Source organism: Ruegeria sp. AB7, assembly GCF_056542625.1.
The window spans coordinates 533,984-547,646 of the sequence record NZ_JBQGAC010000001.1 but is presented as its reverse complement, the minus strand read 5'-3'; the positions used below and the strand labels follow the sequence as shown (position 1 = coordinate 547,646).

Genomic DNA, 13,663 nt, shown 5'->3' with positions numbered 1-13,663 from the left:
CCTTTTCGATTCGTCAGGGTTTGTTGACCCTTGAACCCCGGTAAAGAGCAGTGCTAATCAATGCCCAGCGGCGGGTATGATGTAATGGTAGCCTGTCAGCTTCCCAAGCTGAACGCGCGGGTTCGATTCCCGCTACCCGCTCCAACTCCTTCGATCAATTAGATACGCGCGCCCGCAGCAGGTTGATGACTGCTGGGACTTGGACGCCTTTTGATGTCTGGAATGCGTCAAATTCTTCGGCCACGTCATGCACGATGGCATCAACATCTTCCTGCGTACCTTCGAAATGGGCGATCACTCGCGCGGCGGGGCCAACCCGGGTACACAAATGCGCGGCGTCTTCAACCGATGCAGGGGCCGTGAGCGCGAGGGGGACAGCCTCGATGCGGATATCATTTAGATCGGCCTGGGCCATCAGGCCTGCGACCCTATCGCGGTCATGAAACGCCAGAGGGCCAGGTGCGTTCCGGTCCACTTTGGGTGGTTGCCCCAATCGTTTGACAGCCGAGATATGCGGTATCTTGAACCAGGGGTTTTCAGACAGACCTCCCCAAGCAGCAAAGGTTATCTGACCGCCCGGTTTCAAAGCGTGAGCCATATTGGCAAAGGCTGCACCGGGGTCTGTGAAAAACATCACGCCAAAGCGCGAGATCATGGCATCAAAGTCACCTGACGATAGTTCGGCGACCTGAGCGTCGGCATATCTGAATTCGAGATTGTCGAGCTTGACCTGATCAGCCCGATTGCGAGCCCGTTCGAGAAATTGTTCCGAGATATCAACGCCCAGAACATGCCCCTTCGGTCCAACCTGCCGCGCGGCCTGTAGAGCACTTGCCCCGGTGCCGCAGCCGATATCGATAACGCGCATTCCATCGGCTAGTGCGGCGTGATCGAGGACCAGATCCAGTACGGGCGCGAACAGATGGTCCAACTGATCCTCGAAGGTCAGCCAGCGCGTGCCCATTTCGGACTTGCCCCAGAATTCTTCCTGATCTCCGTTTATTGTCAGCATGGCGCCCTCCAGTTTCGAAGGGACTATGACCTCCGGCGGCGTCGGCGGCCAGATTTTTCCTCATCCCCGCCGCCGGTATTGAAGGACGGAGCGGGCAGGGTGACGACCTGGGCCAATTCAGGGAACGGATCGGTTTTGTGCGGGATCGCATTGGCGGCGACGAAATGGTCCTGAAACTTGGGCTCGATTGCCGTTTCGACCTTGGTGATCTCACGCACCACGCGTTCGATCTCGGCCCGCGATCCGATGTTACACAGCGCGATCCGGGCACCGGTTCCAGCGGCATTACCCGCGCTGGAGACCTTCTCCAGCGGTGCATCAGGGATCATACCCAGCACCATCGCGTGTTTGGTCGAAATATGCGCGCCGAAAGCTCCGGCCAGTACCACGCGGTCCACGCGGTCGACCTCCATCTCGTCCATCAGAAGACGCGCACCGGCATAAAGCGCGGATTTAGCCAACTGGATGGCACGGATATCACCTTGAGTTACCGTGATACGCGGACCGCCCTCGGCGCTGGCGTCGTGGATCAGATAAGAGTTGGTGCGGCCTTCGGGAACGCAACGCGATGTGCCCGTCTGCGCGGCCGAGCCGATCAGCCCGCTTTCGTCCAGAAGACCTGCAATGCGCATCTCGGCCACGGCCTCGATAATGCCTGAGCCGCAGATACCGGTGATGCCCGTGGTGGCAATGTCCTGATCAAAGCCTTCGTCATTAGACCATTTCTCGGACCCGATCACGCGGAAACGCGGTTCTTTGGTGACAGGATCGATTTCGATCCGTTCAATCGCACCGGGCGCGGCCCTCTGGCCCGAGCTAATCTGGGCACCCTCAAATGCGGGGCCGGTGGGTGACGAACAGGCCAGAACGCGGTGGGTGTTGCCCAGCAAGATTTCCGCATTGGTACCCACATCCACGATCAGTACCAGATCGTCGGACTTGCCGGGTTCCTCGGATAGGGCAACGGCAGCGCAGTCCGCACCCACATGGCCGGCAATACACGGCAGGATGTAGACCTGCGCGCGTGGATTCATCGTGGTCAGGTCCATCTCATGCGCAGGCAGGGACATGCTTTCGGACGTCGCGAGCGCAAATGGCGCCTGACCCAGTTCGACTGGGTCCAGACCCAGCAAAAGATGGTGCATGACCGGATTGCAGACGAACACCGTTTCGACGATCAAAGCGGCATCGATCCCGGCCTCATCAGCGATTGAAGTGGTCAGATCGTTGATCGCTTCGCGCACGGCCCGGGTCATTTCCTTGTCGCCACCGGGATTCATCATGGCGTAAGACACGCGGCTCATCAGGTCTTCGCCGAAACGAATTTGCGGGTTCATCAGGCCGGAAGAAGCCTTGACTTCACCGGTTTCCAGATCGGTCAGGTGCGCAGCGATGGTGGTCGAGCCGAGGTCGATAGCCAGACCGTAAAGCCCATGTTCGTGCAGGCCGGGCCAAATTTCGACGATACGGGCCACGTTGTCCTTGTGGCCTTTGTGGACGGCGACCGTGACCTCCCATTTCCCTTTGCGCAGCACTGGCTGCAGCTTGGACATCAGGGACAGGTCGGCGGTGATTGCATCGATCTTCCATTGTTCGCGCAAGGCGCGTTCTAACCGTTCCAGATCGCCTGTGGGCGAGTGCATGTCGGGTTGTTCCACCACCACGAAATACAGGCGTGTTGCAGGGTCCATGGTGATGGCGCGGGCGGCGGCGGCCTTGCGGACCACCTGACGGTGAACCTGGCTTTCAGGAGGCACGTCGATCACCACGTCACCCTGAACCGAGGCCTGACAGCCCAAACGGCGCCCGGGTTTCAAGCCTCGCTTGTCGTCATAACGCTGTTCAACCGCGTTCCACTCGCTCAGCGCGTCCTCCGAGACGGTCACGCCATGCTTGGGAAACTCGCCATAGCTGGGGGTGATCTGACATTTCGAACAAATACCGCGTCCACCGCAGACTGAATCAAGATCGACACCCAACTGGCGCGCTGCCGTCAGGATTGGCGTGCCAACGGGAAAGTGTCCGCGTTTGCCGGACGGGGTAAAAACGACAAGAGGATCGGTGGTCATGAATGGCCTGCCTTTGTATTCGCGCGTATGCCGGCGAACATATGGGTTTGAACGCAAAGGGAAAGGGCATTCAGCGGCACGTTTTGCATTGCTTGCGTCGTTTTCGGGCGTGGCAGAAGCCCGCAGGGGAAAACAACTTGGGTTCGGGGCTTTCCCTCTGGTGAAATCCATGCAATAGGGTCACCGTCAAACGGGCTTTTGCATGGGGTTATCAAATGCAGATTCGTGAGGCACTCACCTTCGACGACGTTCTTCTGGTTCCGGGCGCATCTTCTGTGCTGCCGGCAACCGCTGATACCACCACGCGCGTGACGCGTGAGATTACGATGAACATCCCGCTGCTAAGCTCGGCGATGGACACGGTGACCGAGGCGCGTATGGCTATCGCCATGGCGCAGGCTGGGGGCATCGGCGTGGTGCACAAAAACCTCTCGGTCGAGGAACAGGCCCGCGAAGTGCGTCGGGTTAAGCGGTTCGAATCCGGTATCGTCTATAACCCGGTCACGCTGCGCGCGGATCAAACATTGGCAGATGCTCAGGCTTTGGTAGAGCGCTACAACTTCACGGGCTTCCCGGTCGTTGAAGAAAGCGGTCGTGTCGTCGGCATTGTCACCAACCGAGATATGCGCTTTGCGACCTCGGATGACACGCCGATCAAAGCGATGATGACCTCTGACAATCTGGCGATGCTGCAAGAGCCCGCCGATCTGGAAGAGGCCAAAAGCCTTATGCGTGCGCGTCGGATCGAAAAGTTGCTGGTCGTCGATGGCGAGGGCAAGCTGACAGGCTTACTGACGCTGAAAGATACCGAGCAGGCCGTGCTGAACCCTACAGCCTGCAAGGACCGGTTGGGCCGACTGCGGGTGGCTGCTGCGACCTCGGTCGGAGACGCGGGGTTTGAGCGGTCAGAGCAGTTGGTCGATTCCGGGGTTGATATCATTGTTGTGGATACCGCACATGGTCATTCGCAAGGTGTTCTGGATGCGGTGAAACGTGCCAAGACGCTGTCGAACGAGGTTCAGATCATCGCCGGTAACGTCGCCACTGCCGAGGCCACCAAAGCGCTGATCGATGCAGGTGCAGACGCGATCAAAGTGGGCATCGGGCCCGGCTCGATCTGTACCACACGGATGGTCGCGGGCGTTGGCGTCCCTCAGTTGACGGCCATCATGGATTGTGCAGCTGCGGCGGGGGAAGTTCCGGTCATTGCTGATGGTGGCATCAAATTCTCGGGCGATTTCGCCAAGGCGATTGCGGCAGGGGCATCCTGCGCCATGGTCGGTTCGATGATTGCGGGCACGGATGAAAGCCCGGGCGAGGTGATCCTCTATCAAGGCCGCTCGTTCAAATCGTATCGCGGCATGGGAAGTCTGGGTGCGATGGCGCGCGGCTCGGCGGATCGCTATTTCCAGAAGGACGCCGCGAATGACAAGCTGGTGCCCGAAGGGATCGAAGGTCAGGTGCCGTACAAAGGGTCCGCAAGCGCTGTTGTGCACCAACTGGTTGGAGGTTTGCGCGCGGCGATGGGCTATACCGGTTGTGCCACCGTCGATGAGATGCGCCAGAACTGCAACTTTGTCAAAATCACTGGCGCAGGTTTGAAGGAAAGCCATGTGCATGACGTTCAGATCACACGGGAAAGCCCCAATTATCGCGTGATGTAAGTTTGTGAGACCCTTCAGGGGGTCTCTCGAAATTGATCGTGTAGACGAACGGAAAACGCGATGACACCTGATGCTCGGGTTCAGGCCTCGATCGAGATCCTCGATGACATTCTTGCCGGTGCACCGGTCGAGAAGGCGTTGACCGGCTGGGCTCGACGCAGTCGGTTCGCGGGATCTAAGGATCGCGCTGCGATCCGGGATCATGTGTTTGATGCATTGCGGTGCAAACGATCCTTCTCGGCGCTCGGTGGGTCCGAGACGGGGCGCGGCCTGATGATCGGTGCCGCCCGATCCTTGGGCTCAGACTTAACTTCAGTGTTTTCGGGCGAGCGATATGCACCTGCAGAGGTAACCGAGGCTGACCAACCCAGGTCATTTCAGAGCGACGCAGAACGTCTGGATATCCCCGAATGGTTGTGGCCTCAATTTCAGGCCGCGTTGGAGGACGAAGCTGAACTTGCCGCAGCCACGCTACAATCGCGCGCTCCGATTCATCTGAGGGTCAACCTGCTGAAAACTGACCTGCCTACAGCCATTCAGCGACTGGCTGCCGAGGAGATCACGGCGCATCCACATCCGGCCTGCGATACTGCATTGGAAGTTACCGAGGGCGCACGCAAGATATCTCAGAGCGGTCCGTATACAGATGGGCTGGTTGAGTTGCAGGATGCCGCAAGCCAGGCGGTTGTTGCCGCGCTTGATTTGCAGCCAGGCATGCGAGTTCTGGACTACTGTGCAGGCGGCGGTGGTAAGGCTTTGGCTTTGGCGGCAAGGGCCCCCGGCGTTCACGTCTTTGCCCATGATGCCAGTCCCAAACGCATGCGGGATTTGTCAGCACGCGCGGCAAGGGCTGGCGCAGATGTCACGATCTTGACCACAGGCCAAGTCTCCAGTCAGGCGCTGTTCGATGTCGTTTTGACAGATGTGCCCTGTTCCGGCAGCGGATCGTGGCGCCGAGCACCGGCAGGGAAATGGGCGCTTACACCGGAGCGCTTGGACGAGCTGACGCAGATTCAGGCCGCTATTCTACGAGACGTTTCACCTCTCGTTGCGCCCAAAGGCGTGCTTGCCTATGCGACCTGCTCGATGCTGACGATTGAAAACGACGGCATTATTGATGGATTCTTGGCCAGCAATCCCGAATGGCAGAGCAGATACCGCAACACGTGGCTGGTTTCACACGGGACCGATGGTTTTTTTACAGCACACTTGACGCGAATATAAACTTTAAAACACAACCTTAAGAAGTTTATGTCACTGATCATTAAGCAGCAATTAACCATTGCAGGCAGATATTGATCAGAAATTGTAATAATCCGGGCTGTTTATGTCTATTCAATCTGAATTTACCCCCTCTCGATCAAGTGGATGGGGCATTGATCGTGGGCGCTATGCCTCACTGGCATTGATCGCCATTTTATTGAGCGTACTTTCCTTCTTTGACGTCTTGCCGCCACGGTTAAGTGCCGGGGTCGCAGCCGTTGGCTTGTCCTTCCTGGTAGTAGTGGTCTTTGCCTTGGCGCGCGCTTGGATATTGAATCAGATCGAAGCGCAAACATACGCTGCGATGACGGGCTTTCTAGAGCAAGAAACCGATCCCTGTGTCATTTCGGATGCGATGGGCGAGGTGCTAGTTGCAAACGCTCAGGCCAATGCACGTCTTATTCGGAACGCGGGTACGCGACTAGATGAGTCTCTGCGTACCGTATTTGCAAACCCGTCGGCGGTGCTGTTGCGCTTGCAGTCTCAGGCCCTGAAACGGGGCTTTTGGGAAGAAGATGTTGTCACGCGCGGACAAACAATACCGGTGTCTGTTTCAAAGCTGGGTGAAAATCGGTTTTGCTGGCGTTTTAGGATAGATGCACCCAAGATCTGGCGCAGCGTGCAGCGGCCGGTGCTGACGGTCGGACGAAATGACGTGGTGCTGGATGCCAATGATGCGGCAATCGAACTTTTTGGTCAGATTCCCACATGCCTCAAGCCGATGGTTCAGGCAGGCGGTGCAGTTGATGGTAGCATCATACAGATTAATACCGGGGAAACCGAAGCACCATTCACTGTCACAACGCTAAGGCACAGCGGTATTGTGCGTGAGTTGCTTTTGACGCCGCTGCAGCACGCCGAAGGACCGCAGCACACGACATCATTTGCAGATTTGCCAGTTGCGATCATGTGCATGTCTCCCGATGGAGATGTTAGCGAAGCAAACCACCTCGCAGTTGAATTGGTCGGTGAGATCCAACCGGGGCGGACGAATATCGAAAGCATGATGCAGGGGCTCGGCTATCCGATTAGGGACTGGCTGGCGAGTGCTGCCGAACAAGGCGCAGCACCGCGGTCTGAATTCCTGCGTTTGGTGCGCAAGGACAAAGAGGTATTTGTGCAAGTTACGCTGTCACGGATTCTCAGGGATGGTCAGGTTTGTCTTATTGCGGTTCTGAACGATGCCACCGAACTGAAAACGATGGAGGCGCAGTTTGTCCAAGGCCAGAAGATGCAAGCCGTTGGGCAATTGGCTGGCGGGGTCGCACATGATTTCAATAACTTGCTGACGGCGATTTCGGGGCATTGTGATCTGTTGCTGTTGCGCCATGACCAAGATGACCCGAATTACGGCGATCTTGTACAGATCAATCAAAACGCCAACCGTGCTGCAGCGTTGGTCAGCCAGCTTCTGGCCTTTTCGCGCAAACAAACGCTTCGGCCCGAGGTGCTGGATCTGCGAGATACGATTTCAGACCTTATCCATTTGCTAAACCGTCTTGTGGGCGAGAAGGTCCGCCTGACGCTCAGTCATGATCCCGTGCTCAAATCCGTCTGCGCGGACAAGCGCCAGTTAGAGCAGGTCTTGATGAACCTGGTCGTCAATGCGCGTGATGCGATGCCCGAGGGTGGGGAGATTCGGATCGAGACAGAAGTAGTGACATTGGATCAATCGATCACGCGCGATCGGGCTACGGTACAGCCGGGAGAATATGTTACGGTCAAAGTCATCGATAGCGGCATCGGGATTCCTGCAGACAAACTGCAAAAGGTGTTTGAGCCATTTTATACGACCAAACGCACAGGCGAGGGGACGGGGCTGGGGCTATCGACTGTTTACGGGATCGTAAAACAGACTGGTGGTTTCATATTTGTCGACAGTGTGCAGGACCGGGGAACGGAATTCACCGTGCTCTTGCCTGTGAGTTCCCGGGTCCAAGAATCGGAGCCTGAGGCCCCCGATACGTCAGAGGTGCAAAGTTCCCGATTGGGTGAAGGCGTGGTTTTGTTGGTCGAAGACGAAGCCCCGGTGCGCGCCTTCGCGACGCGGGCGCTTCGCTTGAAAGGCTACACTGTGCTTGAAGCTGAATCAGCCGAAGATGCGCTGCAATTGTTGGACGACCCCAATTTGCTGGTGGATGTTTTTGTCACCGATGTGGTCATGCCCGGAATGGACGGCCCGACTTGGGTGCGCGAGGCCATGAAAACACGTCCTGACGTTCGGGTGGTCTTCATGTCAGGCTATACTGAGGGGGCGTTCGGCGAATCTGGTCCTCAGATCGAAAATTCCACCTTCCTGCCCAAGCCGTTTTCGTTGACCCAACTGACCGAAGCGGTGTTTCAGCAAATGAACTGAAAACGCTATTCGGCAGCACGATACAATGCGTATTCTGCGGCGTTCAATGATTGGAACCGGAGTTCAGTTTGTTTTGAGAAGTCCATCGGGCAAGCGGGCGATACGTTCTCACGCGGTAGATCGATTTTACATTCCAGCCGATTCTGAAGGAAATCCAGTATCTTTTGCTGGCTGTCATATTTGAAGATATGCGCAACACCTTTACCGTTACTGCGGGGTTGCAAAAAATCGGTTTGGCACCCCACATCTGCGTAGACCGGGCGGGGGTTTTGCATATAGGCGTCAAGAAATGCCTCGAAGCTTAAACCTTTTGTGGAATGCGGATGACCTGCCAATTCGGCGCGCGTTCGAAATCGATACCAACTTCCCAACCAATCGACAGGTTCGCGCACTATGGCCATGACGTCCATTTCTGCATCAAACATCTTGCGAAACATGGTCTGGAAGAAACGATCATAGCGGCGCATGTTCGCATGTTTCAGGTCTGTTGGTCCGGACACGACGATATCGGCCCGATCGCGTAAAGCTGATTGATACGCGGTGGAGCCGGTCTTTGGAACAGACAGAAGCGCAAGCCGCTTTTCATAGAAAACAAGCATTTATCTTTTCTCTTCAATGCCTTTCATGTCTCAGATTGTCGTAAACGACTCTTTAACACAATTGCTGAAGAGTAGTTTTCATAAGTTTTAGTTGAAATGTTCTCTTTTTGGTCCCATAAGGAACAAGAGGCGAACAAAGCAGCGATTGCCGCCCGATCAAGGGTGTGACAAAAGAGAAGGCGACAGGACAATGGCGGATCTTCTGACGATGAGCGACAAGAAAAACGCAGACAAGCAAAAGGCGCTCGACAGCGCATTGGCCCAGATCGAACGGCAGTTCGGCAAAGGCTCGATCATGAAGTTGGGCGAAGATTCCAAGCAGGATATCGATGCGAGCTCGACCGGATCGCTGGGCTTGGATATCGCTCTGGGGATCGGCGGCCTGCCGATGGGCCGGATCGTCGAGATTTATGGCCCGGAAAGCTCGGGTAAGACCACGCTGACGCTGCACTGCATCGCTGAACAGCAAAAACGCGGCGGAGTCTGCGCGTTCGTCGACGCAGAACATGCACTGGACCCTCAATATGCGCGCAAGCTGGGTGTGGATCTGGATGAATTGCTGATCTCTCAGCCCGACACTGGCGAGCAGGCACTTGAGATCACCGACACCTTGGTGCGGTCGGGAGCCGTGAACATGGTCGTGGTCGACTCGGTTGCGGCGCTGACGCCGAAATCCGAGTTGGAAGGCGACATGGGTGACAGCAGCGTGGGTGTTCAGGCCCGGCTGATGAGCCAGGCGATGCGCAAGCTGACCGGCTCGATCAATCGCTCGAACTGCATGGTGATCTTCATAAACCAGATCAGGATGAAGATCGGTGTGATGTTTGGCAGCCCGGAAACCACTACCGGTGGTAATGCGTTGAAATTCTACAGCTCGGTCCGTCTGGATATTCGCCGTATCGGTGCGATCAAGGATCGGGACGAAGTTGTGGGCAACCAGACCCGCGTCAAGGTCGTCAAGAACAAGGTGGCACCGCCGTTCAAGCAGGTGGAATTCGACATCATGTATGGCGAAGGCATCAGCAAAATGGGTGAGCTTCTGGATCTGGGCGTCAAGGCCGGTGTGGTCGAAAAGTCGGGTTCGTGGTTCAGCTACGGTGATGAGCGGATCGGGCAGGGGCGTGAGAATGCCAAGCAATATCTACGTGACAATTCCCGTGCGGCGCTCGAGATCGAAGACAAAATACGTGCCGCGCATGGGTTAGACTTTGAAATGCCACCCGAAGCGGAAGAGGATGACATCCTCGAAGCTTAAAGCGTGCCTGAGGGGGAACCAAAGAAATCCCCCGGCACCCCGGTAGTGCTGAATCTATCTGGAACAGGGTGGCCCCTCGGGGCCGCCTTGTTTCGTTTCGGATGGGCCAATGCTGTGGACACTCTCGGGGGGTGGGGCTAAACCTTTGCTGACCATAACGACTGCGCGCCGAGAGAGCCTTATGCCAACGCTGAACGACATTCGATCTACCTTCCTGAACTACTTTGCCAAGCAGGGGCACGAAGTGGTTGCGTCTAGCCCGCTGGTTCCGCGCAATGATCCGACACTGATGTTCGTCAACTCGGGTATGGTTCAGTTCAAGAATCTGTTTACTGGCGTCGAAACCCGCGACTACAGCCGTGCTACCACTGCACAGAAATGCGTGCGTGCAGGCGGCAAACACAACGATCTGGACAATGTGGGCTATACCGCTCGCCACCATACGTTCTTTGAAATGCTGGGGAATTTCTCATTCGGGGATTACTTTAAGCATGAGGCGATACCGTTCGCTTGGGAACTGATCACCAAAGATTTTGGTATCGATAAGAACCGTCTGTTGGCCACTGTCTATCACACCGATGATGAGGCATTTGAAATCTGGAAAAAGGTTGGTGTCCCTGAAGACCGGATCATCCGCATCGCTACCAATGACAATTTCTGGCAAATGGGCCCTACCGGCCCCTGCGGCCCGTGCACCGAGATTTTCTATGACCACGGTGATCACATCTGGGGTGGGCCTCCGGGTTCGGCTGAGGAAGATGGTGATCGGTTCATCGAAATCTGGAACATCGTTTTCATGCAGAACGAGCAGTTCGAAGACGGCTCGATGGTCGAACTCGACATGCAGTCGATCGACACCGGCATGGGATTGGAACGCATTGGTGCGTTGCTGCAAGGCAGCCACGACAATTATGACACCGATCTGTTCAAAACGCTGATCGAAGCCTCTGCGGATGCGACCGGTGTTGATCCTTATGGGGATCAAAACGTGCATCATCGCGTGATTGCGGACCACTTGCGTTCAACTTCGTTCCTGATCGCGGATGGTGTGATGCCGTCAAACGATGGGCGAGGGTATGTTCTGCGCCGTATCATGCGCCGCGCGATGCGCCATGCGCATCTGTTGGGGGCCAAAGATCCGGTGATGCACCGCCTGGTACCCACGCTGGTGCAATTGATGGGTGCGCAATATTCAGAGCTCGGTCAGGCGCAGCCACTGATCGAAGAGACACTGCTGCTTGAGGAAACTCGGTTCAAGCAAACATTGGATCGCGGTCTGAAGCTGTTGGATGAGGAAGTCTCGGGCCTACCTGAAGGCGATCCACTACCCGGAGACGCGGCGTTCAAACTGTATGATACCTATGGTTTCCCGCTTGATCTGACGCAGGATGCGCTGCGCGAGAAAGGTCGAACCGTCGACACCGATGGATTTGACGTGGCCATGGCCGAACAAAAAGCCAAGGCTCGCGCGGCGTGGGCCGGGTCTGGCGAATCTGCCGATCAGGTGGTTTGGTTCGATGTGCTGGATGCGGCCGGTGCGACCGATTTCCTTGGCTACGATACTGAAAAGGCCGAAGGGCAGGTCGCTGCGTTGGTGGTCGATGGTGTATTGGTCGACAAGATCGAGAAGGGTGGTACCGGCTGGGTCGTAGTCAATCAGACACCGTTCTATGGCGAGGCCGGCGGCCAGGTCGGCGACACCGGTGAAATTCGCAGGTTGGATGAGCGCGACGATATCGCCCGCGTTGAAGACACCAGAAAGTTTGCTGATGGCAAAGTCTATGCTCACAAGGTCACGATTGATCATGGGGCGATCTCAAAAGGTGACGCAGTTGAGCTAGCAGTCGATCACGCGCGCCGCACGGCCATTCGTGCCAACCACTCCGCGACGCACCTTCTGCATGAAGCTCTGCGCGAGACATTGGGTGACCACGTGGCGCAGCGCGGGTCGCTCAACGCATCAGATCGTTTGCGGTTCGATTTCAGCCATTCCAAGGCTCTGACACTGGAAGAAGTGCAGAAAGTTGAGCGAGAGGTGAACGCATTCATCCGGCAAAACTCAACCGTGGAAACCAGGATTATGACACCTGATGACGCCCGTGAACTGGGTGCTCAAGCTCTGTTCGGTGAGAAATACGGGGATGAGGTGCGCGTGGTTTCGATGGGCAAAGCACCCACCGGCAAAGGCCAGGATGGCGAAACATGGTCGATTGAACTGTGTGGCGGTACCCATGTGCGCCAGACCGGTGATATCGGAACCTTCGTCGTGTTGGGCGACAGTGCCAGCAGCGCGGGCGTGCGGCGGATCGAAGCTTTGACCGGTGATGACGCATTTAAGTATCTGTCGAAACAAGATCATCGCCTTTCAGCGATTGCGCTTGAGTTGAAAGCCCAGCCGGACGACGTTGTGGCACGTGTGAAGACTCTGTTGGACGAGCGTAAATCGCTGCAGAACGAAGTTGCGCAGTTGCGCCGCGATCTGGCGATGGCCGGAGGTGCGGGACAGGGCAGTGGCGCTGAAGCGCGCGATGTGAACGGTGTGGCGTTCTTTGCGCAGTCGCTCACGGGTGTTTCCGGAAAGGACCTGCCTGCGTTGATTGATGAGCACAAAAGCCGTCTGGGTACGGGCGCAGTATTATTGATTGCTGATACAGGGGGCAAAGCGGCCGTCGCAGCGGGTGTCACTTCGGACCTGACAGACACGGTATCTGCGGTGGATCTGGTCCGCGCGGCGGTGACTGAACTTGGCGGCAAGGGCGGTGGTGGACGGCCTGACATGGCACAGGGTGGGGGCAAGGATGCCTCGAATGCAGAGGCTGCAATCAAGGCGGCTGAACAGGTTTTGGGAGGATAAGATGCCAGCACTTTGGATCGCACACGTCACTGTGACAGACGCCGATGCCTACGGTAAATACGCCGAGCTTGCAGGGCCGGCAATTGCGGCGCATGGGGGTGAATTCATCGCCCGCGCGGCACGTTACGTGCAGTTAGAGGGCAAAGAGCGACCACGCAATGTGGTCGCCCGCTTCCCAACCGTCGATGCTGCGGTAGAGTGCTACAATTCTCCTGCATATCAGCAGGCATTGGATCATGCCCGTGGCGCCAGCGAGCGAGAGCTGGTGGTCGTTGAAATTACCGACTGAGAATCAGGCTAAATCTACCTTCGCATGAAATTTGCAAATTCTGCCCGGCCCAGAGCCGTGCGACCTGCCATGCATTTTAGCGTGGGCGGCTCTTCACGATCGCTCTGAATTTATACACATTATTACAATGGGTTGTGCGTGCTTCCTGTTGGTTTTGAACATATTTTTCTGTCCGATTGTGGCACTTCGCGCCACTTTCTTGCGCGGAAATGGTCACGAAAAGTGACGAATTTCCGCCGTTTTTTCCGCTCAATCTCGGATTTGATTGCGTGACAACCACGGTTTGCGGATATGGTCCGGTA

At 56.5% G+C, this 13,663-nt stretch carries 9 protein-coding genes and 1 tRNA gene; 7 read left to right on the top strand and 3 right to left on the bottom strand.

The features are described from left to right. The first annotated feature begins 70 nt into the window (after positions 1-70). Positions 71-144: transfer RNA gene (locus ACR0EN_RS02770), tRNA-Gly, on the top strand. A 10-nt stretch (positions 145-154) separates the two neighbouring features. Here the strand turns inward: ACR0EN_RS02770 and ACR0EN_RS02765 are convergent. After that, positions 155-1,012 (bottom strand): class I SAM-dependent methyltransferase, encoded by an 858-nt coding sequence (locus tag ACR0EN_RS02765; protein ID WP_170817791.1) that lies wholly within the window; start codon positions 1,010-1,012, stop codon positions 155-157. Positions 1,013-1,035: 23 nt separating this feature from the next. Next, a complete protein-coding gene (locus ACR0EN_RS02760; protein ID WP_170817790.1) occupies positions 1,036-3,081 on the bottom strand; it encodes an ASKHA domain-containing protein in 2,046 nt (681 codons plus the stop codon). Between the two features lie 215 nt (positions 3,082-3,296). Between ACR0EN_RS02760 and guaB the strand changes: the two genes are divergently transcribed. The 3 genes from guaB to ACR0EN_RS02745 all read left to right on the top strand — a co-directional run bounded on the left by guaB (position 3,297) and on the right by ACR0EN_RS02745 (position 8,364). After that, on the top strand, positions 3,297-4,745 hold the full coding sequence (guaB, locus tag ACR0EN_RS02755; protein ID WP_170646100.1) for an IMP dehydrogenase: 1,449 nt from the start codon (positions 3,297-3,299) through the stop codon (positions 4,743-4,745). A gap of 60 nt (positions 4,746-4,805) precedes the next feature. Then, the gene (locus ACR0EN_RS02750; RefSeq protein WP_480585091.1) at positions 4,806-5,969 is read left to right on the top strand and encodes an RsmB/NOP family class I SAM-dependent RNA methyltransferase; all 1,164 of its coding nucleotides are present in this window, start codon (positions 4,806-4,808) and stop codon (positions 5,967-5,969) included. Positions 5,970-6,072: 103 nt separating this feature from the next. Then, positions 6,073-8,364, top strand: coding sequence for an ATP-binding protein (locus tag ACR0EN_RS02745; protein WP_480585089.1), 2,292 nt, complete (start codon positions 6,073-6,075; stop codon positions 8,362-8,364). 5 nt (positions 8,365-8,369) lie between these two features. On the opposite strand, the gene ACR0EN_RS02740 is transcribed toward ACR0EN_RS02745, so the two are convergent. Next, on the bottom strand, positions 8,370-8,831 hold the full coding sequence (locus ACR0EN_RS02740) for a gamma-glutamyl kinase (RefSeq protein WP_480585087.1): 462 nt from the start codon (positions 8,829-8,831) through the stop codon (positions 8,370-8,372). Between the two features lie 322 nt (positions 8,832-9,153). Between ACR0EN_RS02740 and recA the strand changes: the two genes are divergently transcribed. The 3 genes from recA (at position 9,154) to ACR0EN_RS02725 (ending at position 13,361) form a co-directional block, all read left to right on the top strand. Then, positions 9,154-10,218, top strand: coding sequence for a recombinase RecA (gene recA / locus ACR0EN_RS02735; protein ID WP_170393025.1), 1,065 nt, complete (start codon positions 9,154-9,156; stop codon positions 10,216-10,218). Between the two features lie 181 nt (positions 10,219-10,399). Beyond that, positions 10,400-13,072, top strand: a complete 2,673-nt coding sequence (gene alaS / locus ACR0EN_RS02730) for an alanine--tRNA ligase (RefSeq protein WP_480585669.1) — start codon at positions 10,400-10,402, stop codon at positions 13,070-13,072. Position 13,073: 1 nt separating this feature from the next. Beyond that, positions 13,074-13,361: a DUF1330 domain-containing protein gene (locus ACR0EN_RS02725; protein WP_170610743.1), complete on the top strand. Its 288-nt coding sequence runs from the start codon at positions 13,074-13,076 to the stop codon at positions 13,359-13,361. The last annotated feature ends 302 nt before the right edge of the window (positions 13,362-13,663 follow it).

Bases quoted from the DNA above. Each gene is read 5' to 3' on its own strand.
- ACR0EN_RS02765 (WP_170817791.1), bottom strand. From the start codon at position 1,012: ATGCTGACAATAAACGGAGATCAGGAAGAATTCTGGGGCAAGTCCGAA.
- ACR0EN_RS02760 (WP_170817790.1), bottom strand. From the start codon at position 3,081: ATGACCACCGATCCTCTTGTCGTTTTTACCCCGTCCGGCAAACGCGGA.
- guaB (WP_170646100.1), top strand. From the start codon at position 3,297: ATGCAGATTCGTGAGGCACTCACCTTCGACGACGTTCTTCTGGTTCCG.
- ACR0EN_RS02750 (WP_480585091.1), top strand. From the start codon at position 4,806: ATGACACCTGATGCTCGGGTTCAGGCCTCGATCGAGATCCTCGATGAC.
- ACR0EN_RS02745 (WP_480585089.1), top strand. From the start codon at position 6,073: ATGTCTATTCAATCTGAATTTACCCCCTCTCGATCAAGTGGATGGGGC.
- ACR0EN_RS02740 (WP_480585087.1), bottom strand. From the start codon at position 8,831: ATGCGCCGCTATGATCGTTTCTTCCAGACCATGTTTCGCAAGATGTTT.
- recA (WP_170393025.1), top strand. From the start codon at position 9,154: ATGGCGGATCTTCTGACGATGAGCGACAAGAAAAACGCAGACAAGCAA.
- alaS (WP_480585669.1), top strand. From the start codon at position 10,400: ATGCCAACGCTGAACGACATTCGATCTACCTTCCTGAACTACTTTGCC.
- ACR0EN_RS02725 (WP_170610743.1), top strand. From the start codon at position 13,074: ATGCCAGCACTTTGGATCGCACACGTCACTGTGACAGACGCCGATGCC.